The organism is [Flexibacter] sp. ATCC 35208 (assembly GCF_001975825.1).
Classification (GTDB): Bacteria; Bacteroidota; Bacteroidia; order Chitinophagales; family Chitinophagaceae; genus Chitinophaga.
Genome location: NZ_MTKN01000017.1, coordinates 64,613 through 87,220 on the forward strand (window position 1 = coordinate 64,613; position 22,608 = coordinate 87,220).

23 protein-coding genes are annotated in these 22,608 nt (G+C 44.1%); 17 read left to right on the top strand and 6 right to left on the bottom strand.

Annotated elements, in window-relative coordinates:
* Positions 1 to 15 precede the first annotated feature (15 nt).
* The 10 genes from BW716_RS12755 to BW716_RS12800 all read left to right on the top strand — a co-directional run bounded on the left by BW716_RS12755 (position 16) and on the right by BW716_RS12800 (position 8,853).
* Entirely contained in the window at positions 16 to 1,224 is a 1,209-nt protein-coding gene (locus tag BW716_RS12755; RefSeq protein WP_083722945.1) for a quinol:cytochrome C oxidoreductase, read from the top strand.
* Between the two features lie 72 nt (positions 1,225 to 1,296).
* The gene (locus BW716_RS12760) at positions 1,297 to 2,331 is read left to right on the top strand and encodes a cytochrome c oxidase subunit II (protein WP_083722946.1); all 1,035 of its coding nucleotides are present in this window, start codon (positions 1,297 to 1,299) and stop codon (positions 2,329 to 2,331) included.
* Between the two features lie 115 nt (positions 2,332 to 2,446).
* Entirely contained in the window at positions 2,447 to 4,282 is a 1,836-nt protein-coding gene (locus BW716_RS12765; protein WP_083722947.1) for a cbb3-type cytochrome c oxidase subunit I, read from the top strand.
* A gap of 138 nt (positions 4,283 to 4,420) precedes the next feature.
* Positions 4,421 to 5,305 (top strand): heme o synthase, encoded by an 885-nt coding sequence (cyoE, locus tag BW716_RS12770; RefSeq protein ID WP_235643645.1) that lies wholly within the window; start codon positions 4,421 to 4,423, stop codon positions 5,303 to 5,305.
* A 33-nt stretch (positions 5,306 to 5,338) separates the two neighbouring features.
* Positions 5,339 to 5,896: a cytochrome c oxidase subunit 3 gene (locus tag BW716_RS12775; RefSeq protein ID WP_235643655.1), complete on the top strand. Its 558-nt coding sequence runs from the start codon at positions 5,339 to 5,341 to the stop codon at positions 5,894 to 5,896.
* A 31-nt stretch (positions 5,897 to 5,927) separates the two neighbouring features.
* Positions 5,928 to 6,602 (top strand): cytochrome c oxidase subunit 3, encoded by a 675-nt coding sequence (locus BW716_RS12780; RefSeq protein ID WP_083722950.1) that lies wholly within the window; start codon positions 5,928 to 5,930, stop codon positions 6,600 to 6,602.
* Positions 6,603 to 6,647: 45 nt separating this feature from the next.
* Positions 6,648 to 7,064: a cytochrome C oxidase subunit IV family protein gene (locus BW716_RS12785; protein ID WP_083722951.1), complete on the top strand. Its 417-nt coding sequence runs from the start codon at positions 6,648 to 6,650 to the stop codon at positions 7,062 to 7,064.
* Between the two features lie 129 nt (positions 7,065 to 7,193).
* Entirely contained in the window at positions 7,194 to 7,874 is a 681-nt protein-coding gene (locus tag BW716_RS12790) for an SCO family protein (protein WP_083722952.1), read from the top strand.
* A 95-nt stretch (positions 7,875 to 7,969) separates the two neighbouring features.
* The gene (locus BW716_RS12795) at positions 7,970 to 8,539 is read left to right on the top strand and encodes a DUF420 domain-containing protein (RefSeq protein WP_083722953.1); all 570 of its coding nucleotides are present in this window, start codon (positions 7,970 to 7,972) and stop codon (positions 8,537 to 8,539) included.
* A gap of 101 nt (positions 8,540 to 8,640) precedes the next feature.
* The gene (locus BW716_RS12800; RefSeq protein WP_083722954.1) at positions 8,641 to 8,853 is read left to right on the top strand and encodes a hypothetical protein; all 213 of its coding nucleotides are present in this window, start codon (positions 8,641 to 8,643) and stop codon (positions 8,851 to 8,853) included.
* A 65-nt stretch (positions 8,854 to 8,918) separates the two neighbouring features.
* Here BW716_RS12800 and BW716_RS12805 read toward each other — a convergent pair whose 3' ends face one another.
* Complete coding sequence (locus BW716_RS12805) at positions 8,919 to 9,179, bottom strand: DUF2024 family protein (protein ID WP_083722955.1); 261 nt, start codon at positions 9,177 to 9,179, stop codon at positions 8,919 to 8,921.
* Between the two features lie 243 nt (positions 9,180 to 9,422).
* Between BW716_RS12805 and BW716_RS12810 the strand changes: the two genes are divergently transcribed.
* Complete coding sequence (locus BW716_RS12810; protein WP_083722956.1) at positions 9,423 to 10,532, top strand: chloride channel protein; 1,110 nt, start codon at positions 9,423 to 9,425, stop codon at positions 10,530 to 10,532.
* Here BW716_RS12810 and meaB read toward each other — a convergent pair.
* Positions 10,492 to 11,388 carry a methylmalonyl Co-A mutase-associated GTPase MeaB gene (meaB, locus tag BW716_RS12815; RefSeq protein ID WP_083722957.1) on the bottom strand — a complete coding sequence of 299 codons (897 nt, stop codon included), beginning with the start codon at positions 11,386 to 11,388 and terminating at the stop codon, positions 10,492 to 10,494. The genes BW716_RS12810 and meaB overlap by 41 nt on opposite strands.
* 50 nt (positions 11,389 to 11,438) lie before the next feature.
* Between meaB and BW716_RS12820 the strand changes: the two genes are divergently transcribed.
* Entirely contained in the window at positions 11,439 to 12,311 is an 873-nt protein-coding gene (locus BW716_RS12820) for a glycosyltransferase family 2 protein (RefSeq protein ID WP_083722958.1), read from the top strand.
* A 68-nt stretch (positions 12,312 to 12,379) separates the two neighbouring features.
* On the opposite strand, the gene BW716_RS12825 is transcribed toward BW716_RS12820, so the two are convergent.
* Positions 12,380 to 13,423 carry a glycosyltransferase family 1 protein gene (locus tag BW716_RS12825; RefSeq protein WP_083722959.1) on the bottom strand — a complete coding sequence of 348 codons (1,044 nt, stop codon included), beginning with the start codon at positions 13,421 to 13,423 and terminating at the stop codon, positions 12,380 to 12,382.
* 17 nt (positions 13,424 to 13,440) lie between these two features.
* On the bottom strand, positions 13,441 to 14,490 hold the full coding sequence (locus BW716_RS12830; RefSeq protein WP_083722960.1) for a glycosyltransferase family 1 protein: 1,050 nt from the start codon (positions 14,488 to 14,490) through the stop codon (positions 13,441 to 13,443).
* A 59-nt stretch (positions 14,491 to 14,549) separates the two neighbouring features.
* Between BW716_RS12830 and BW716_RS12835 the strand changes: the two genes are divergently transcribed.
* The 3 genes from BW716_RS12835 to BW716_RS12845 all read left to right on the top strand — a co-directional run bounded on the left by BW716_RS12835 (position 14,550) and on the right by BW716_RS12845 (position 16,517).
* On the top strand, positions 14,550 to 15,185 hold the full coding sequence (locus tag BW716_RS12835; RefSeq protein ID WP_083722961.1) for an LON peptidase substrate-binding domain-containing protein: 636 nt from the start codon (positions 14,550 to 14,552) through the stop codon (positions 15,183 to 15,185).
* A 33-nt stretch (positions 15,186 to 15,218) separates the two neighbouring features.
* Positions 15,219 to 15,773: an LPS export ABC transporter periplasmic protein LptC gene (gene lptC / locus BW716_RS12840; RefSeq protein WP_083722962.1), complete on the top strand. Its 555-nt coding sequence runs from the start codon at positions 15,219 to 15,221 to the stop codon at positions 15,771 to 15,773.
* Between the two features lie 405 nt (positions 15,774 to 16,178).
* Entirely contained in the window at positions 16,179 to 16,517 is a 339-nt protein-coding gene (locus BW716_RS12845; RefSeq protein ID WP_083722963.1) for a tRNA-binding protein, read from the top strand.
* Between the two features lie 473 nt (positions 16,518 to 16,990).
* Here BW716_RS12845 and BW716_RS12850 read toward each other — a convergent pair whose 3' ends face one another.
* Both BW716_RS12850 and lysS read right to left on the bottom strand, forming a co-directional pair.
* On the bottom strand, positions 16,991 to 19,096 hold the full coding sequence (locus tag BW716_RS12850; protein ID WP_083722964.1) for a S9 family peptidase: 2,106 nt from the start codon (positions 19,094 to 19,096) through the stop codon (positions 16,991 to 16,993).
* A 75-nt stretch (positions 19,097 to 19,171) separates the two neighbouring features.
* Positions 19,172 to 20,686 carry a lysine--tRNA ligase gene (gene lysS / locus BW716_RS12855; protein ID WP_083722965.1) on the bottom strand — a complete coding sequence of 505 codons (1,515 nt, stop codon included), beginning with the start codon at positions 20,684 to 20,686 and terminating at the stop codon, positions 19,172 to 19,174.
* Between the two features lie 115 nt (positions 20,687 to 20,801).
* On the opposite strand from lysS, the gene BW716_RS12860 reads away from it, so the two are divergent.
* Positions 20,802 to 21,635, top strand: a complete 834-nt coding sequence (locus tag BW716_RS12860) for a universal stress protein (protein WP_083722966.1) — start codon at positions 20,802 to 20,804, stop codon at positions 21,633 to 21,635.
* A 147-nt stretch (positions 21,636 to 21,782) separates the two neighbouring features.
* Positions 21,783 to 22,529, top strand: a complete 747-nt coding sequence (locus tag BW716_RS12865; RefSeq protein WP_083722967.1) for a DUF4197 domain-containing protein — start codon at positions 21,783 to 21,785, stop codon at positions 22,527 to 22,529.
* Positions 22,530 to 22,608: the final 79 nt, after the last annotated feature.

Below are 22,608 nucleotides of genomic sequence, written 5' to 3' on the forward strand. Positions count from 1 at the left end.
TTTTAATATACAGTAATGAAGGACCAATTTGTAGTACCGGCAAGATTAAAGACGACCAGCTTCGTGTTAATGGGGATTGGCTTGCTGACTTTGTTGATCGGATTTTTCGCATTTAGTGGTGAGCATGGCTCCACACGTTTCTGGGCTGGCCTCCTGCAGAACAGCTCTTTCTTTCTACTTGTAGTATTAGCCAGTGCCTTCTTTATTGGTGCCACTACCCTGGCACATGGTGCATGGCAAGTTGGTTTCCGTCGCGTACCGGAAGCCATCTCAATGGCTGTTCCTGTATTAGGTGGTATCTTTTTCGTAATTCTGATGTTCCTGGTCTATGGTAAAGCTGGTCATATTTACCACTGGCTTGACAAAGAACATGTGCAACACGATCCAATCCTGAAATGGAAAGAGGCATTCCTGAATCCTACTTTCTTCACAGTAGCTGCTATCCTGACAATTGGTCTCTGGATACTGTTCACTGTTAAACTCCGCAACATGTCCATCGAAGAAGATGGATGGGATCTCTCTAAAGAAAGCGGTAAACGCATTCTCTGGAGAAATACTGTAATGTGCGGTGGTTTCGTAGTAATCTACGCACTGAGCGTTGGTTCTACCTCTCCCTGGTTATGGTTAATGAGTATCGATGCACATTGGTACTCTACTATGTATAGCTGGTATACCTTCGTGAGTAGCTGGGTATCTGGTATTTCCCTGATCGCATTGTGGGTTATCTATCTGAAACGTAATGGCTACCTGCCAAATGTGAATGAAGAGCACCTGCATGACCTGGGTAAATTCGCTTTCGGTTTCAGTATCTTCTGGACTTACCTCTGGTTCTCCCAGTATATGCTGATCTGGTATGCTAACATGCCTGAAGAAATTATTTACTTCAAACCTCGTCTGTGGGGTGAGTGGAGACCTATTTTCTTCCTGAACCTGATCATCAACTTCATCACTCCGCTGTTGTTCCTGATGAGCAGAGATAACAAACGTAACTGGTCTTCTATGACTTTCATCACTGTGCTGATCATCGCTGGTCACTGGATGGACTTCTGGCAGATGGTTGGTCCTGGTACTTATCAGCACCTGGTGTTCCCTTGGTATGAGCTTGGTATTGGCGTAGGTTTTGTTGGTCTGATCATCTTCCTCGTGTCAAGAAATCTGACTAAGGCTCCGCTGGTTCCAAAGAACCACCCTTATCTGAAAGAAAGTATTATACACCAGGTTTAATTGGCCGTAATACTGAGAGATAGATTTAGGTAAATCGTAAAGCATTAGATAACTTAATTATTCAAAATAGCAATGTCAGGATATTTAGCAGTCTTAGTAGTTGTGCTCATATTCGTAGTCATCTTCCAGATTGCGAAGGCCAGCGAATATGTGTCGATATTAAAGGGAGAAAAGAAGTCGCGCCAGCAATCTAACAAGGTGAACGGCTTCCTGATGATCGTGTTCCTGGTGGTGGGCCTGATAGGTGTTTACTACTGTAATGAGTTACTGAAAGGTAAAATTGGTGTTGAATCAGCATCTGTACAGGGTGAAGGTATCGACAGCATGATTAAATGGACACTGGTTATCACTGGTATCGTTTTCGTTATCACCCAGATCCTCCTTTTCTGGTTCGCATTTAAATATCAGGAAAAAGAAGGCCAGAAAGCTTTCTATTTTCCTCACAATAATAAACTGGAATTAATCTGGACCGTAATACCTGCTATCACCTTGACAATCCTGGTAGCATTCGGTTTAAGACACTGGTTCCGCCTCACTTCCGATGCACCGAAAGATGCAATGGTAGTTGAAGTAACTGGTAAGCAGTTCAACTGGCTGGTTCGTTACCCTGGTAAAGATGGTCAGCTGGGCCGTAAGTTCTTCAAAAACATCAACGATGCCAACAACCCTGTAGGTCAGGATTGGGACGATCAGCTGAATAAGGATGACTTCATGACAACCGACATTCACCTGGTAGTAAACAAACCAGTGAAATTCATCATTGGTTCCCGCGACGTAATCCATGACGTAGGTCTGTCTGCTTTCCGTATGAAGATGGATGCTGTTCCAGGTATCCCAACTACACTGTGGGTAACTCCAAAGTTCACCACAAAGGAAATGAGACAGAAGATGGACAATCCTGATTATGTGTACGAACTTTCCTGCGATCAGATGTGTGGTAAAGGTCACTACTCTATGAAGGCTAACATCGTGGTAGAAACTCAGGAAGAATTCGATGCCTGGGCTGCTAAGCAGAAGGCTCAGTTTGATCTTGCACATGAAAGCGCGACTCCCGCTCCTGCAGCAACTGCTGCTGACAGCACCCAAAAGGCAGTGGCTAAAAACTAGTGAAGTAGTAACTTTGTAGCCAGAGAAGAATTTTTAGACGCACAAGACGCACAGGACATTAAATAATTATAAGAAAAACTGAACGCACATCAGTTTTATATAAATAGCACCGATTATGAGTAACGAAGCAACATTGCACAGTCAACAGGAGCTAATGCACGGCGCCCACGGGCACGATCATGGCCACGGTCACGATGACCATGAGCACCATGAGGGCGGCTTCATTTCGAAGTATGTTTTCAGTCTGGATCACAAAACTATCGCTAAGCAGTTTCTGATTACCGGTATTATCTGGGCTATCATAGGTGCTTTCTTCTCTGTACTGTTCCGTTTGCAACTGGGTTTCCCTGATGCTACTTTCCCATGGATGGAAAGCATACTGGGAAAATGGGCTAAAGGTGGCCGTATTACTGACGAAGCTTACTATGCATTGGTAACAATGCACGGTACAATCCTCGTATTCTTTGTATTAACTGCCGGTTTGAGCGGTACTTTCTCCAACCTGCTGATTCCTTTGCAGGTAGGTGCCCGCGATATGGCTTCTCCTCTCATGAACATGATGAGCTACTGGTTCTTCTTCCTGGCTAGCATGGTGATGATGAGCTCTCTGTTTGTACAGACTGGTCCTGCATCTGGTGGTTGGACTGCTTATCCGCCATTGAGTGCGCTGGGCGATGCGTCAATCGGTTCTAAAATTGGTATGGACCTCTGGTTATCGGCAATGGCACTTTTCGTAGTGTCTCAGCTGCTGGGAGGTCTGAATTATATCTCTACTATTCTGAACATGCGTACCAAAGGTATGACTATGACCAAGATGCCACTGACTATCTGGGGCTTCTTCTTCACAGCTGTACTGGGTGTACTTTCCTTCCCTGTATTACTGTCAGGTTTTATCCTTCTGCTGTTCGACCGCCATGGTGGTACCAGCTTCTACCTGAGCGAACTGTTCGTAAATGGTAAAGCACTGAGCAACGAAGGTGGTTCTGCTATCCTGTACCAGCACTTGTTCTGGTTCCTGGGTCACCCTGAGGTATATATCATCATCCTCCCTGCAATGGGTATGGTATCTGAAGTAATGGCGGTTAACTCCCGCAAACCTATCTTCGGTTACCTGGCGATGGTTGGTTCCATGTTCGCGATCGTTATCCTGGCTTTCCTGGTATGGGCGCACCACATGTTCGTAACTGGTCTGAACCCATTCCTTGGTGCCTTCTTCGTACTGTTGACATTGCTGATTGCGGTACCGTCTGCAATCAAGGTGTTCAACTGGATCACTACGATCTGGAGAGGTAACATCCGTTTTACTCCTGGTATGCTGTTCTCCATCGGTTTCGTGAGCACATTCATCTCCGGTGGTCTGACTGGTATCTGGCTGGGTAACTCCTCTATCGATATTCACCTGCACGATACATATTTCGTAATCGCGCACTTCCATATAGTAATGGGTGTATCTGCCTTCTTCGGTACTTTCGCCGGTGTATACCACTGGTTCCCGAAAATGTTTGGCCGTTACATGAACAATACCCTTTCTTACATCCACTTCTGGATCACCCTGTGTGGTGCTTACCTGATCTTCTGGCCAATGCACTATGAAGGTCTGGTGGGTATGCCAAGAAGGTATTATGACTACTCTAACTGGGAGTCTTTCAAACAGTTCGCTGATCTGAACCACTTCATCTCTATCGTGGTGATCCTGGTATTTGCTACTCAGCTCCTGTTTGTATTCAACTTCTTCTATAGCATCTTCAAGGGTCGTAAGTTAACAACTCAGAACCCATGGAATGCAACTACCCTGGAATGGACGACTCCGATTAATCCTGGTCACGGTAACTGGCCTGGTGAGATCCCTGAGGTTCACCGTTGGGCTTACGATTACAGCAAGGATGGTCAGGATTTCATTCCTCAGGTCGTTCCACTGTCTCCGGAAGAACAAGCTAACGGCGGTCACTAATCCTGACCTGCCGGTTGCCCTCCCCCCTAAAAGGGAGGGCAGCTCAAAAACGAAAGTGAAGATTGATATTTTTGGACCCCTGTGAGCGCGCACCTCGCAGATTTGGACTAAGAAATGATAAGAGCAAACTCCATAAAATTGTCGTTGTCGTATGCTGTAGCCAGTAAGGTGAAGGATTATTCTCAGCTGATGAAGTTTAACCTGACCTTTATGGTGGTGTTTTCCAGTGTAGTGGGTTACTTACTCGTTCCTGGGGTGGAGTTTTCGTTGATAAAAATCGTTGAATTATTTGCCGGTGGTTTATTAGTATCCGGCTCAGCAAATACAATCAATCAGTTACTGGAAGTAGAGACAGACAAGCTGATGGCACGTACGGCTGTAAGGCCCCTGCCCTCTGGCCGTGTTTCTGAAACAGAAGCCAGAATCCTGGCCTATGCAACAGCTATCTCCGGTGTATTGATCATGGCATGGGCATTCAACTGGCTGAGTGCTGGTTTAAGCCTGTTATCGCTGGTAGTGTATGCATTTATCTATACACCCTGGAAAAGATGGAATTCACTGGCGGTGTTTGTGGGTGCAATCCCGGGAGCGATGCCACTGTTGATTGGCTGGGCAGCTGGAGCGGATGAACTGGGCGCTGGCGGATGGTCTTTATATGCGCTTCAATTCGTATGGCAGTTCCCACACTTTTGGGCGATTGCATGGGTTGGACATAAAGATTATAAAAACGCCGGTTTCAAATTATTACCAAACGGTTCAGAGCCAAACAGGATGATCGCTATTCAGGCAGTAATGTATACATTCCTCCTGATTCCACTGGGTGGTCTCCCCTATCTGTTTAGGATCAGCGGTGCCATTTCAGCAGTGATTGTGTTTCTGGCCACGCTCTTCTTCCTTTACCGTGCGATTAACTTGTATAGAAAATGTGATGCTGCAGCAGCACGTAAGCTGATGTTCGGATCTTACATTTATCTTACAATCATGCAGTTGGCATTATTAGCTGACAAAGTGCATAACATTTAATAAGGTTTTAAAGAATAAATAGTGATGCAGGCGATGAGTTTACAACAACGTAAAAAGATACATCCACACAAATATTCCCTATGGATTGCTATGGGGAGTATTACGATGATGTTTATTGGTTTCACCAGTGCGTATGTAGTAAAGCGATCGCAAGCAAACTGGATCACTTTTGAGCTGCCTATGATCTTTTGGGTGAGCACCGCAGTAATCCTGGCCAGTAGTGTAACTGTTCAGATGGCTGTAAAGCAATTCAGAAACAGACATATGCAGGCATACAAACAGCTGATCACGCTGACCGCTCTGTTAGGAATAGCATTTGCGGTATGTCAGTGGATTGGATTTTCACAGATGGCACATAATGGGCTGCCTTTAAATGGCCCGGCATCTGCTTCTTTTATTTATGTGATTGTAGGTGTACACCTGCTGCACGTACTGGGGGGAGTAGTCGTTTTGCTGGTTTTGTTTGGAAGAGCCTTTAGAACCAAAGTATTAAGCTACAGTTCAGTTCCGATTGAGGTAGCATCTACTTACTGGCACTTTGTAGACATTCTGTGGATTTACCTTTTGATTTTTCTGAGTATCGCCAGATAAACTTTCTAAAAATTAATTTACAAAACAAACAATGGATACAGCAGTTACAGCGAAGAAAAAATGGTGGTCCGGGGGACATTCTCCTTTTAATGTGAGTTACGGAAAGTTGATGATGTGGTACTTCCTGTTGTCAGATGCCTTCACCTTTGGAGCATTGTTGATATCATATGGAACGATCCGCTTCATGAGTACTTCATGGCCTGACCCTAACGAGGTGTTCCGTTCGTTCCCAGGTTTGGGACATGCAAATGTTCCAATGGGATTTGTGAGCTTGATGACATTCATTCTGATCATGAGTTCTGTAACCATGGTATTGGCTGTACATGCCGGTCACCAGCGTCGTCAGCAGGATGTAGCTAAGTGGCTCGTCTGGACGATTATCGGTGGTATCGCGTTCCTGAGCTGTCAGGCATGGGAGTGGACACACCTGTGGCACGAAGGTGCATGGTGGGGTCGTAATCCTTTTGCAAATGCTGATGGTACTGCTGGTTCTCCTAACTTTACTAACTTTTTCTTTACTATCACCGGTTTCCACGGTTTGCACGTAACTTCTGGTGTAATATTGAACATCCTTATCCTGGCGAACGTACTGAAAGGTACTTACGAAGACAGAGGTCACTATGAAATGGTTGAGAAAGTAGGTCTGTACTGGCACTTTGTGGATCTGGTTTGGGTATTCGTATTCACCTGTTTCTACCTGCTCTAATCGGAATTGGGAATTTAGTAAATTGGAATTTTAAAAAGAGAACACATGTCAAATACAACATATACAGACGCGGGTCACGATGTTCATGTAGCTGATAGCTCTACCAAGAGCATCTGGAAAACGTTTTGGATTTTATTAGCGATTACAGTTGTTGAAATCGCGCTGGCTTTGGTTCACCTGAACACAGGTTTTCCTCCTAAGCTGCTGGTAAACTCTATCTTCATTGGTCTGACCATTGTGAAGGCATTCTTTATCGTAGCTGAGTTCATGCACCTTGGTCACGAGATCAAGAATCTGATCATGACGATCCTCATGCCGCTGCTCCTGTTTGTCTGGTTTATCATCGCCTTCCTGGCTGATGGTGATTCATGGAAGAACATGCGTAAGAACCTGGCTCCTGGTACTCCAAAACCAGTTGAGAAAGTACAGGTTATCGAAGGCGGAGAGGGACACCACGAATAATTCATTACTTTTATACTGTTACGCTTTACATTGTCCCCAGCGATGCGGATATTGTAAAGCGTAATTTTTTGTTCACAATTAATACCATACGCCATCACACAGAAAGGACTTTTAGGATTAGTACTCGCCGTGCTGTTGCCATTGGTGGGCTACCTGATAGTAGATCACTATCGGGAGGATGCAGTACCACTCCCCCGCCATTATATTGCGGAGCGTGTAGATACTGTGATGAAAGATGGGAAGCAAACGTATGATACGGTGTACCATACGGTAAAGGATTTTACATTTACCAACCAGATGGGCCAGCAGGTATCCTTACATGACCTGCCAAACAAAATGGTGCTGGTAAATTTCTTTTTTACTTCCTGTCCCAGCATTTGCCCAAAGATGATGGCAAATCTGGAAAAGCTACAAAAAGCGTATATTAAGAGTGATACTTTACTGCAACTGCTGTCGCTGACAGTAGATCCGGAAAGAGATTCATCTGAGACTTTACGCCAATATGGGTTAAAACGCAATATTAATCCTGATAACTGGTGGTTGCTAACCGGTAGTAAGAAGGATATTTATGATCTGGCCCGACATGAGTTTTTTGTAAGTGTGACAGAGGGAGATGGCGGACCGGATGATTTTATCCATACAGAGAAACTGATCTTACTGGACAAGGATCGCCAGATCAGGGGGTATTATGATGGAACAGACAGCAATGTAATTCGTCAGGTCGCAAATGATATCGCTGTATTGCACCTGGAGAAGGCAAAGCATCGTCCTCCTTTCCTGCAAAGGATTCTGAATCCAGGTACTGAATAAGAAAATTAAGAAAATGAAAAGTAAGCATAAAAGTGAAATGTGTAGACGCTAAGGTGTAGCGTTTCCGTTTCACTTTTTGCTTTAAATATCCTGATATGAGTCTTACAAACAAAAATCTAAACCTGCCTATTACGATTGTATCCGTAGCGATACCGGTAGTCGTGGCGCTCCTGATGTTTTTGCCGCGCCAGCATATGGAAGCGGGGTTTAATGTTTCGGTATTGCCGTTGTTCCATGCGGCGCTGAATTCAGCTACGGCAGTGATGTTGTTGGCAAGTCTGTATTTTATCAAGATGAAGCAGATTAAAGCACACAAGGTGGCGAACCTGATTGCGGTGGCGCTGTCAGCTATATTCCTGGTATCGTATGTAACGTATCACTTCTTTGTAAAGTCTACTATGTATGGTGATGTAGATCATAACTATATTGTAACAGAAGCAGAGAAAGCAGCGGCAGGTGGATTGAGGTATGTATATTTCTTTATCCTGATCACGCATATTATCCTGGCTGGAATTATAGTTCCGCTGGTGTTGTTTACATTGCTGCGTGGGTTCCAGAATGACTTTGAGAAGCACAAGAAGATTGCGAGAATTACATGGCCGATCTGGTTTTATGTAGCGGTAACCGGGGTGATTGTGTATGTAATGATCGCGCCTTATTATTGATAATGGGAATGGACGAAAATTGATTAAATCTTCGCTGAAGAAATCAATTCTCTACATCTTATGCCAAAGGCAGATGCAATTAAAATTCGTAAATTTGAGGTATGAAAAAGATTGGACAAATAGCATTGATACTCCTTGCCCTGAGCACACAAACCATGGCACAGTGTTCTCTTTGTACCAAGACGGCACAGCAACTGGGAGAAGGGCCTGCGAAAGGATTGAATGCGGGTATTTTGATGCTGGCAGTAACGCCACTCATTATTATTGCATTTCTGGGTTTCCGTTATTACAGGAATAACAGACAACAGGCATAAACTATTACAAATCATTATTAGCAAAGGGCTGATCAGCGATGGTCAGCCCTTTGTATTTAAAGATTTTACCTGCAACCTTCCAGTTCGTAAATATGATAGCCTTGCTGCTGGATATTCTTTTCCCATGAAGGAACTGTTTCCTGCATATGGCAGAACCTGCAATCACGGGAGGAAATCACTGGCGCAGTCAATGAGCGGGATTTGAGGTAAGCATTACCAAATGTGAGGACGCTTTCGTAATTAGTATCAACGGAGACGATAATGTCAAAATGCATATAGCCTCCTTCACGGCGTTTCACATAGGTGTCGAAAATAGCAACTTCCATGGATATGTGGTTAATTATCAATTTATCAATAACAGTAATCTAGGTTGACACAAATGTATGTAGGGGGGGATACGGCGTGAAATTTTTAACATGCTATTGACGAACGATTACTCACAAAAATGAATTAGTGATTATCAGGTTAATAATTTTATTATTAGATTGTAATAAATGAGGAATTAAATTGATTTTAAAGAAACACTCTTTTCTGTTAACGAGTCATTAACATAACTGGAAGTTAAGAATATGAAAAACATTGGGCTAGCTGTGTTGACTGCTGTACTTGCCGCTTTGGTGTTTGAAAGCCTCGCGCGGCTGATAAACTTCATCACCTGGGTCTGCTTTTTAGGAGCATTCAAAACGGATATACCTGATATTACTAATTCCGGATTAGGTGGGTGGATCATCCTTATTCCAATAGCAGGTGCTGTAGCTGGTGCCCTGATTGCAAAGTTCGGAAAGAAAATGCTGGTTCCTCTCAGTCCGCTGTTGATGACCGGCACAGGTTTTCCATTTGGTGTGGAAGGTACTTTTGTAAGTGGATTATTTGTATTGGGTGAAAAGAAGTTGCTCAAAGCAGCGGCGCTTGCAGGTGCATTGGCATATATGATGCATGCACCGCTGGCAGCGACAGTATTAGTCTTTGAACTGGGTTTTATCGAGTTTACCTTATTGAATGTTGTCGCCATGTTATTGTCGGCTGCAACAGGTGCGTTGTGTTGTTTTTTGTTTCATGGCTGGGGAGCTGTTTTTCCCATACATGAATTAGGCGCTATTACGATTTCAGGATTAACTATATACTTTATAACGGGTATAGTCGTATCGCTATTTGGCATTTTACTAACGGGGTTGATAAAGGTGATGGAAAAGATCACTTACAAACGGGAATGGTTGCCGGTCGTTGCTGCTGTGATCATTGGTTATTTAGGTTGGCTACGACCTGAAGGATTGGGCACGGGGAATAACTTTTTAGAAGTGCTGTATAACGGTCAGATGAATCTGCAGATCTGCCTGGGATTATCATTGGTACGTTTTGCAATGCTTGCTTTGGCAGCAGGTTCAGGTGCACCTGGCAGTGCGTTGATGATTACACCTTTGGTGCTCATAGGTGGTGCACTGGGAACAGGCTGTATATTGCTGTTTTCGATGTTGTTTGGTGTGCATGATACGACATTTGGAGTGGCTGCCATAGTGGGTGTCGCAGCATTGCTCACGGGAAGACTCCCCATCATACTGGCAGCAATTATACTATCCATAGAAATTACACATCAATGGATGCTCATTCTACCTGTGATAGTAGCTGTAATACCTGCTTTTATACTCCGTAAACTGATTGTAAAAAACGGTACAAATTAAAGTCTCCTTTTTCAAGTGCTGCTTTTATTTGCTGAAACAATTCCTGCCTGTTAAAGGGACGCATACGTTGGCGTTGTATGAGTTGCCAGGCTTTCTCGGTGAGTAATTGTGCGTGTTTTTCCGGATGTTGGGTCAGTTGTTGTTGATGATGGTCAATGGCTGCTATCAATGCAGTTAAGCCTTCGTTGGTAGTAGCGACTGTTTTTAAAACGGCTGTTTCCTGTACACGGCTATGGGCCAGTATGCGCAGGTTTTTTACAAATGCATCTGCATTATCTCTATCTGCTTTATTCACCACAAAGATATCTGCGATCTCCATCAACCCTGCTTTCATGGTTTGTATTTCATCGCCCGCTTCCGGTACGACCACTACTACTGTGGTGGTAGCAATTCCGGCTATTTCCACTTCACTCTGCCCCACTCCTACTGTTTCTATAAAGAGATAGTCAAAACCAGCGGCTTTCATCAGGTCGCTTACTTCAATGATCCTTGGGCTTAATCCTCCCAATGCCCCTCTGCTCGCCATAGAGCGGATAAAAACATGGTCGTTGTTAAAATGCTGGGCCATACGTACCCGATCTCCCAGCAATGCGCCGTAATTAAAGGGAGAACTGGGGTCAACGGCAATGATGCCTACCTTTTTCCCTTGTTTCAGCAGCAGTTCAATTAAGCCATTCACGAGCGTACTTTTGCCAGCACCGGGAGGGCCGGTAATGCCGATCACCCGGGTATGGTTATTGGCAGGAAGGTCTGCCAACAGTCCTTCGTACCCACTGGCTTCATTTTCCACCAGGGTAATACATCGGGCCAATGCCCTGGGTGAGCCCTGTAAGAGGTCTGTCAATAGAGAACGCATCTTCTAAATTACGAATAACGGATTATCTTCGCAGCCAATATAACTATTATATGAAAGTAGCCGGATTCACTTTTGTTCGCAATGCCGTTAAATATGACTATCCTGTATTGGCATCTATCAGGTCAATCCTGCCACTGTGCGATGAGGTGATTGTCAGTGTAGGTGATTCTGACGATGGAACATTGGAACTCATTCAGTCAATCGATTCTCCTAAAATTAAGATTACACATTCTGTATGGGACGATTCGCTGAAAGAAGGAGGACGTATTCTGGCTGTAGAAACAGACAAGGCATTTGCACATGTAAGTCCCGATGCAGACTGGTGTTTTTATATCCAGGCAGATGAGGTGGTGCATGAAAGAGATTATGCGGCGATAAGGGCTGCAATGGAGAAATATAAAGATGATCCTAAAGTAGAAGGTTTGTTGTTTGAATACATGCACTTTTTTGGTAGCTACGATTATATTGGTGATTCAAGAGTGTGGTATAAGAATGAGATAAGAGTGATCAGAAATGATAAGAAGATCTCTTCTTACCGCGATGCACAGGGTTTCAGAAAAGAAGGAGAGAAATTGCATGTAAAACAGATCGATGCCAACATCTATCATTATGGATGGGTAAAGGATCCGGAAGCACAGGCACGGAAGCTGAATAATTCATACCAGTTGTACCATGGCGGGAATGATGAGAAGATGAAGAAGAGGGTGAATATCCAGGAGTTTGATTATGGAGTGGTAGATAGTCTGGAACTGTTCAAGGGTACACATCCATCTGTGATGCAGTCAAGGATTGATGAGAAAGGCTGGAAGTTTGAGCACGATATCAGCAGGAAGAAATTTGGTTTCAAGGATAGCATCCTGTATTGGATAGAGAAAAGGACCGGGAAGCGTTTGTTCGATTACCGGAACTATATAAAAATTTAGAAACAAAAAGAGCTTCTGCCGCTGGCAAAAGCTCTTTTTGTTTGGAGCGGGCGGGCCTGTGGCCGGCTTTAAAAGAGGCTCCTATATAATTCAAAATATGCGCTTGCATTAGCATCCCAGCTAAATTGCAGGGCATGTTTTTTTATAGCATCTGCACGATCATTGCCGGCAAAGTGTTCCAGCCCTTTCGCAAAAACTTCCTGCATAGCATCGGGTGCAAAATCACGGAAGTAATAAGCGACGGCCCCTCCTACTTCGGGTAAGCTCGTTTTGTCAGACAAAAACACCGGTTTGCCAAAGTGCATGGCTTCTACCACAGGTGCGCCAAAGCCTTCTGCCAGTGAAGGAAACAGGAATGCCAGACACTGACTATAATACCAGTATTTCTCTTCGTCTGTAATACCTCCTACCAGTTTCAACCTGTTGCTCACACCTAATTCTGCCGCTGTTGCTTCAATCTTTTTGATGTAGTCACCCTGTTGTCTGCCGGCGATGATCAGCTCATAATCATTCCCTATCAGCAATGAAGGCAGCACATGGAAATTCTTCTTTGGCGTCAGCATGCCGATAGAAAACAGGAAAGGCTTTTGTGGTTTATAAGATGGAGCATCGAACCCCGGAAACTGTTTTACTTCAGATCCCTGATATACGATATGACATTTACTTTCCGGCACATTGATATGTTCCCTGATCACACTCAATGTAAACTTGGAGATAGAAACGACTATATCCGTTTCATCTACCTGTTTCTGCAACTGGCGCAGGTGATGCTGTTTCTGCCAGTTCCTGAGCCGTTGATCAAACAGGAAGTTCAGATCATGAATAGTGACCAGTGCTTTTTTCGCCTGCCTTCTGGGCCAGACATTCCCTGTCTGGTGCACAGCATGAAATACGTCCATCTTTTCAGGATAGAAGGCATATCTGTCATACCATTTATAAGGAATGGTTTCAAATCTGCCATCGAATTCAGTGAAGGATTCGGGCATATAATACAGCAGTTGTTCATCCTGCCGCTGCAGGTTCAATAGTCGTTGTCCTAATTGTAAACAGAAGGTGTAAAGACCGTTGTGTGGATACTTTAATTTTTCGAAATCCAGACCGATGCGGTGCATAAAAATGAAAGTTGCGTTTAATAAAGGCTGCGATATATACTCAGATAGTTTTTGGCCGTATTATCATAGCTTAGCTGTGCTGCATATGCCTTTATAGCTTCGGAAGGATTATTTTTCAGGTAATCCTGTATGCCATTCCTGAAAACTTCCTGCATAGTGGTTGGTTCAAAATCGTGAAAATAGTAACTAAGAGGTCCTCCTATTTCAGGTAAACTTGTTTTGTCAGAAAGAAAGCATGGCTTACCCAGGTTCATAGCTTCTATGACGGGAAGACCAAAACCTTCAGCAATAGAAGGAAATAGAAAACCGACACAATGGCGAAGATACCAGTATTTATCGGGATAGGATATGGCACCTATTATTTTTACCCTGCTGGCAACACCATGTGCCTGTGCTGTCATCAGGATATGCTGCTTATAATTGTCATCGAAAATAGGCCCTGCTATGATCAATTCATAATCATTACCAACCAGTAACGCTGGCAATACATGAAAATTCTTTTTGGCATTGACGCCTCCAATGGTAAAGAGAAATGGTTTAGTAGGATGATAAGCCGGTGCATTAAAGTCAGGATATTCTTCTAAGTGGCATCCATTCAGCACTACACTTGCAGATTTGTCTTTCAAATGCAAGTGTGTTTTCACATCATTCATGACGAATTGAGAAATAGTTACAACATGATCTGCCCGGTTAATATTTTCCTGGATAGCCTTTAAGGTTCTTTTTATTTGTTTTGGATGGATCTTTTCATGAATGCAATTCAGGTCATGGATAGTCAATACTTTTTTAGTTCTACCTGTTGATGGCATGTATCTTGACGTCTGAAAAGTGGTATGCCATATGGTTGGTTTAAAGTAGGTCGGCATCCAGAGCTTATGGAGGGAATTCTTTTTGATATAAGTCGCATTCTCTCCAAAATAACCGGTATACTGTGCCGGAACATAATAGACCATTTCCTCATCTGCCATTTTATTATTAAGTAGAGCCAATCCCAGTTGTTTGCAGAATTCAAAGAGTCCTGTATTGGGGTATTTCATTTTCTCACAGTCGAATAATAGTTGTGGCATATAAGTTAAGCAGTTGCTAATAATTTGGGGTTAAAGATATATTCTATAATTTAGAAACCATGACGAATTTCATTCCAATATTTCCGCTTGGTATTGTGGTTTATCCTGAAGAGCAGCTAAACCTGCATATATTTGAGCCGAGATATAAACAGCTTATCCGGGAATGTATAGCCGAGCAGAAACCTTTTGGAATTCCAGCAGTGATTAACCATAAGATAGTAGAGTACGGTACATTGGTAGAGGTAGTACGAGTGGAAAAGTCTTACGAAAGTGGGGAGCTGGATGTCGTAACCAGGGGCACAAAGGTGTTTCGCGTACTGGAAGTGATCAAATCCATTCCTGACAAGCTATACTCAGGCGCTATAGTCAACTACCCGGAAAATCAATTTAACTCAAGCGAGCGCTTACAAAAACAGGTATTGCAGGCTGTAAGAGAGCTGCACAACCTGCTACAGGTGAATAAGAGCTTTAAAAAGGAAGATGCTGACCTGCTTTCTTACGACCTGGCCCATCATGCGGGATTGTCACTGCATGAGGAGTATGAGTTGCTTCACCTGTTCCAGGAAATGCAGCGGCTGGAATACCTGAAGCGACACCTGCTAAAGGTCGTGCCTGTCATGGCGGAAATGGAACGGTTGAAGGACCGGGTGAATTTGAATGGGCATTTTCGAAACCTATCAGCAGGTGATATTTAGGAATTGCATAATTTTGCTGCCCGAAGCACATATATGAAGAAAATCATTACGCGTTTAGCGTTCCTGTGGGTCCTGATAGCTACCGTATCGTGCGAAAACGATATGGAGGCTGTGATGAACCTCGATAAAAAAGCCGCTGCTGTGGAGGAAGGGAAGAATATTAACTCCCTGTACAGTCAGGATGGGCACGTAAAAGCCAATCTGACAGCCCCCACTATGCTGCGCCACCTGGCGGTACCTATCTATGTGGAGTTCAATAACGGACTGAAGGTGTTGTTTTACAACGATACCCTGAGCGTAGAGAGCACCCTGACAGCCCGCTATGGCAAATACTTTGAGAATGACGCCAATGTCTTTCTCAAAGACCACGTGGTGGTTATCAACAAGAAAGGAGAAAGGCTGGACTGCGAGGAGCTGAACTGGGATTCTAAAAAGCAACAGTTTATTTCCAATACGCCGGTGAGGATAAGTACGGAAACAGATACCTTATATGGTACCGGGCTGATTTCCAATCAGGACTTTACAAACTACACCATCCTGCATCCTACAGGTCCGTTTGTGGTACAGGATACCACCATGCTGGACTAAAGATATTCGCTCAACGAGAACGGCCCATCATTGCGTATGCAATGATGGGCCGTTTCGCTTTAACCTATTTTTTAACCTAAAATTTTGTACTTATAAAACGCAAGAACCATGCCATTAAGTATGTGCATGTAGCCATCTATTTTATAATATAATGATACTCTGGCATATGTTCGAATAATCACTAAATCGTGCATTCACCGGGAAAATTATAACATTCACTAAATGGCAGGTTTTTCTACAAAGCGGTCAGTATATATTTACAATAGGTTTTTCATAGGATATGGTTAAATTATTAGGCGGTATTCTTACCGCCTTTTTTCTTTGAAAATGTTTTTCATCCCCCATTGGTGAATTCCCTCTTTCATGAAGGTTTTTATTATCTTAATACCTCAATATCATAACATTATGGAACAGATTACGTGGCAGGATTTTGAAAAGGTAGCCATTCGGGTAGGAACCATTATAGAAGTAGCCGATTTTCCCAAGGCAAAGAACCCTGCTTACCAGTTATTAATTGACTTTGGTCCCGAGCTGGGCATTAAGCGTTCATCTGCTCAGATCACCAAATTATATAGTGAAGAGACGTTAATCGGCAAACAGGTGGTTGCTGTAGTGAACTTTCCAGTGAAGCAGGTGGCTAATTTTTTCTCTGAGTGTCTGGTACTTGGTGTAGTGGGCGCGGATAAAGAAGTAGTGTTGTTACAACCAGACAGGGCGGTCCAGAATGGCCTGCAAGTAGGATGATAATGGTGTATTGACTAGTAATTAAGAATATTTACAATTTAAAAATTAATTAATATTATCTTATTTGATATATATCAGCTGACCTCTTCATTCTTACTGTTTTACGAACTATTTTATAACGTTCACGGAAATAGGAAGATAACTCATTTTTGTAGACTATATCTTTGACTCAGGTTTTTCATAGGATATGGTTAAAATTATTACAAGGGCGGTATTCTTACCGCCCTTCTATATTTTAGGCAGGTACAGCCATTAACGGCTCATCTGTTACGTTCACCCCTCAAAAACTGATTTTCCCCTTCAAAAGCCGGTACGTTTAACTTCCTTTTTATTACGTTCCCAAACAAAAATATAGCATTCACCAGAATGGGGTTTGCGTGTATTCAAAATACGTGCACCTTTGGTATAGGTTTTTCAATAAAGATATGGTTAAAATTTTTCGGGGCTGTAGTCTTGCAGCCCCGTTTCTTTTTTTATAACTCTGCCGGAAACGGCTCTTCCAGTAAATAGCGATAGATAAACCGGTACATCTCCATATCACTATGCTTCATCTTGATACTGGTTCTCCACCCATGACGCTCTCCCGGAACTAACATAAATTCAAAATGCTTATTCATGTCTTCCAGCATATTGACCAACTGGATACTGTTTTGCATATGTACATTATCGTCCATGGTGCCATGTACGATCCTGATTAATCCCTTATAGCGGTCCAGGTAATGCATAGGCGAAGTGATCTTGTAACCTTCCGGGTTCTCGGCAGGGGTATCCATATATCTTTCTGTATAATGGCTATCGTAGAGCTGCCAGTCGGTCACCGAATAGTTCGCCATACCATAGTTAAATACGGAAGCGCCATAGGTCAGTGCCATACAGGTCATATACCCCCCAAAACTGCCACCGGTTATGCAAACCTTGTTTGTATCTACATAAGCCTGGGAACGGAGCCATTTGGTGGCATCCATATAATCCTCGATTTCATAGATACCCGTTTTGCGATGGATGTAGTTCATGCCCATTTTACCCAGCTGGCCAGAGCTACGATTATCAATTACCACCTGGATAATACCTTTTTCGGCCCACCATTGTGCGGTCAGGTTGCCATTCCAGCGATCGTATACGGTGCCTGCATCAGGCCCACCATAGATGCTGATGAGTACAGGGTATTTTTTGCCTTCCTGCATATGTAGTGGCATGGTAACCGTCATTGGCAGGGTCAACCCGTCGCGGGTAGTATAAGTCATTAATTTGGGCAGGGCCAGGTTGTAACTGGCTAATTGAGCGCCTTTGCTATCGCCCAATTCTCTGATTACCTTGCCTTTATTGTCTACCAGCGCAATGCGGCCAGGTGTATTGAGGTTCGAATAGGTGGTAATGAAGTAGTCGCCATGGGGACTTACGGTCGCAGCATGGTAGTATTCGCCGAAGGTAAGGCGGGTAATTGCCGCTGTATTCAGGTTTACCTTATAAAGATCTGTGCGGGTAGAAGCTTCTTTTCTTGCTACGAAGTAGAGTTGTTCCTGTTTTGCATCCAGGGCTACGGTATAGTTCACCGTCCAGTTGCCGGTCGTGAGCTGCTTTTTGAGTGAGCCGTCCATATTGTACCAGTACAGGTGGGACCAGCCTGTTTTATCACTTCTCATGATAAATCCTTTACCTTTCTCAAGAATAGTCATTCCATCCTTCCAGTCGATCCAGGTAGGCTGTTTTTCATCGTACACTTCCTTTTTAGCGCCGGTGGTTAGGTTGATATCGTAGATCTTCAGGTTATCCTGTCCCCTGTTCATCCATTGCATCCATAGGTGGTTGTCGGTTGTCCAGTAAGGGGTACCGAAGTACTGATCTGCCTTTTCGTCAAAAGCTGCCCAGGTGGTAGCACCACCAGCTACGGGTACCACGCCTACTTTCACTTCCGGGTTTTTATCGCCGGCTTTTGGATAACGGGTGTTTTCTGTGAAGCCGTGCTGCCCTTTTTCGCTGTAAATAGGGAATATGGGTACCTGTGAGTCGTCAAAACGCATGTAAGCCAGGTAGCGGCTATCGGGACTCCACCAGAAAGCACGGTAGCGGGAGGCACGGCCCAGAATTTCTTCATAATAGATCCAGGAGGCGTAACCATTGTATACCACGTCAGAAGCGTCGCTGGTATAGCGGGTTTCCTTTTTGGTGGCTATTTCTACGCTATAGAGGTCATTGTGGCGGGTAAAGGCCACATATTTCCCATCAGGAGAGATCGTAGGATTCTTTTCTGTGAGCGTATCGTTTGTCAGTTGTGTGGTCGTACCATCAGCAGCTGTGTAGATAATATCGTGATCCTGAACAGATACGGCAATGCCGGCCTGGGAATAGTCGGTCGCTGCACCCGTCTTTACATCTACTTTGTAAGACTTGCCATTGCGCACTTCGATATAATGTGTGTCATCAGCCCAACCGGTTATGTTGGGGAGTGGCTGGGAAATGCCGGAAGGGGCATTTTTCCAGATCTGCTCGTAGGTAAGGTCTTTTTTATCCTGGGCGCATAGTGGCGCGGATAACAGACCCAGGGCTGCCATGTAGCGGGTAAAGTGACGTAATTGCATAGATCGGATTTGTTGTAAATTAAAAATCCGGCCATTAAGAGCCGGATTTTTTGGATATAAGGTTGAAAGAGAAGACTATTGGAGCTTCTCTGGTTTCATTTGTGGGAAGAACAGCACATCCTGGATAGATAGGTTGTTTGTCATGATCATGGTCAAACGGTCGATACCAATACCGATACCGGAGGTTGGTGGCATACCGTATTCCAAGGCACGGAGGAAGTCGTAGTCGATGTACATCGCTTCGTCATCACCTCTTTCCATCAGTTTCACCTGGTCTTCGAAGCGCTGGCGCTGGTCGATAGGATCATTCAGCTCGCTGTAAGCGTTGGCCAGTTCCTTACCGTTTACCATCAGTTCAAAGCGTTCTACCAGACCTGGTTTGCTACGGTGTTTCTTGGTGAGCGGGCTCATTTCCACCGGATAGTCAATGATGAAGGTCGGCTGTACATAGTTGTGTTCAGCTTTTTCGCCAAAGATCTCGTCGATCAGTTTACCCTTACCCATGCTAGGTGCAACGCCGATACCCAGTTGTTTACAGGTATCACGCAGCTGTGCTTCGTCCATTTCGGAAATGTCGATACCGGTATGTTCTTTAATCGCATCAAACATAGTGACACGGCGGAAAGGCGCTTTGAAGTCGATCACCTTCTCTCCTACCTGTACCAGGGTAGTACCATGCAGGGCGAGGGCGATCTTTTCCAGCAGGGTTTCTGTGGTACGCATCATCCACTCGTAGTCTTTGTAAGCGGCGTACATTTCCATTACGGTAAATTCCGGGTTGTGGGTACGGTCCATACCTTCGTTGCGGAAGTCTTTGGCAAACTCGTACACCCCATCGAAACCACCTACGATCAAACGTTTCAGGTAAAGCTCATTGGCGATACGCATATATAATGGAATATCCAGTGCATTGTGATGTGTCTTGAACGGACGTGCAGTGGCGCCACCAGGAATAGGCTGGAGGATCGGTGTTTCAACTTCCAGGTAACCCAGGTCGTTATAGAAATCACGGATGGTCTGCATGATCTTCGTACGCTTGATAAAGGTATCCTTGACAGACGGGTTGATGATCAGGTCTACGTAGCGTTGGCGATATCTGAATTCAGGATCGGTTACGGCATCGAATACTTCACCATCCTTTTCGCTTACTACAGGAAGCACGCGGAGGGATTTAGCGAGAAAATCGAGCTTGGTTACGTGTATAGACAATTCGCCTGTTTTGGTAACAAAGGCATAGCCTTTTGCACCGATGATATCGCCTATATCGAGTATCTTTTTGACTAAAATATCGTACATGGACTTATCCTCGCCATTGCTGATGTCATCGCGGCGTACATACAGTTGAATATATCCTGTATGGTCCTGCAACTTTATGAAAGCTGCTTTACCCATGTCACGGATCTTCATGATACGGCCAGCGATGCAGAGGTTCTGCAACTGCTCTTTGGTTTCTTCACTATATACCGCTTTAATTTTTTCTGCGGTATTGTTTACGGGATATTCTTCCGCCGGATAAGGGTCGATGCCCAGTTTCTCCAATTCCTGCAGTTTTTCCCTGCGTATGATCTCTTGCTCAGATAGTGATGTCATGTAAATACTGAATTACAATAATGGAGTGCAAAAATAACTGTTTTCTCCCCTTTGGCATTAATTTTTCTCTTTATTCCATAGGTTCTACATATTCCACACTAAAAACAGTAATGAGATGAAAACTATTATTGTTCCTACGGACTTTTCAGCAGCAGCATATAATGCCGCCCGCTATGCGTTGGGACTGGCAAGCCAGATGGGGGCTTCCCGGGTTGTTTTGTACCATGCATATGAGCTGGTAGTGCCGGTGCCGGATATGCCTTCGGCTATTCCGATGGTAGATCCTGCGGACCTGAAGGCGGCCAGTGAAGAAGGGCTGGAAAAGATGCAAAGGGAGCTGGCAACCGAAATTCCTGCTAATGTAATACTGGATTTGCGGGCAGAAAATCACCTGCTGGCAGCAAATATTGATGGATTTTGCATTGATCAGCAAGCCGATCTAATTATAATGGGTACGGAAGGGGGCAGTCATTTCGAAGAGATTCTCATTGGTTCCAATTCGGTAGATGTGGCCAGGCATACCGCTTGTCCGGTGATTATTGTACCAGGAGATGCCGTGTACCACCCTATTCGGAAGATCGTATTCGCGTGTGATTTTAAACATATGGGGGAAAATACGCCCATTGGAACCCTGAAGAGTTTGCTCAGTACCTTTAATGCAGAACTGCATGTGTTAAACATCGATCATTCCGGGAAAGGGCTGGCAGGTGAAACACCTATGGAGAGTTTACTGCTGGATACCCTGCTGGAAGGGTATAACCCAATTTACCATTTTGTAGACAATGAGAATGTGGTGAATGGGATCATGGATTTTTCAGAAAAGGAAGGCGCCGATCTGATCTTTATTATCCCACGGAAACATGGGCTTTTTGAAGGCATGTTCAGAAGGAGCCGGACTACTCAGCTGGCTTTTCACAGTCATATCCCTTTGCTGGCAATACACGAATAGGAAAATACGTTACATTTATAGCCTGTAGCAGCCCCGGATCGCATTGCGATCCGGGGCTGCTGTGCGATGAGCTACCCTTCATCATTAATTGAATTGGTAGATTAAATATTGTTACTAATTTGCATGTAAACCACAACTTCAATCAATATGTACAAGAAACTATGTCTTCTGTTTTTGGCAGGTATTTCTTTAGGGACGGTATCTCAGGCGCAGATACTGAAGAATTTGAGTAAGGCAGTAAGTAGTGCAGCCAGCAGTGCATCAGGTAGTACTACCGGGATTTCTGAGAGTGATGCAGGTAGTGCCATCAAAGAAGCACTTTCTAAAGGTGTGACTTCAGGTATCGGAGTGTTGAACAAAACAGATGGCTTCTTTGGCAGTGAGGTATACAAACTGTTATTACCTCCTGATGCCGTTAAGATTGGGAATACATTGAGAAGTGTTGGTCTGGGTGCACAGGTAGATCAGGCAATTCTGTCTATCAACCGTGCAGCTGAAAAAGCAGTAGGTTCTGCAGCGCCAATTTTTGTATCTGCTATCAAGGGAATGTCTATTGCTGATGCGCTAAACATTCTGAAAGGAACGGATAGTTCTGCTACAGTATATTTCAAGGGTAAAACCACTACTGACCTGAAAGCTGCATTTGCGCCAGTAGTAAAAGGTGCGCTGGATAGCACTAACGCTACTAAGTATTATGCTGACATCATTAATTCCTACAATAAGCTGCCGACTACATTCAAAAAGGCAAATCCGGATTTGCAGGATTATGTGACAGGAATGGCAGTGAATGCACTGTTTGATCAGATTAAAATTGAAGAGAAGAATATCAGGAATAATTCAACGGCGAGAACGAGTGCGCTGTTGCAGAAGGTGTTTGGAAGTGTAGCGAAATAATTATTACCAGGAGATCGGGTTTGCTCTGGCAAACCTGATCTCCTGGTGTCAAAAGGGTTGCGGCCGGAGACTGCAACCC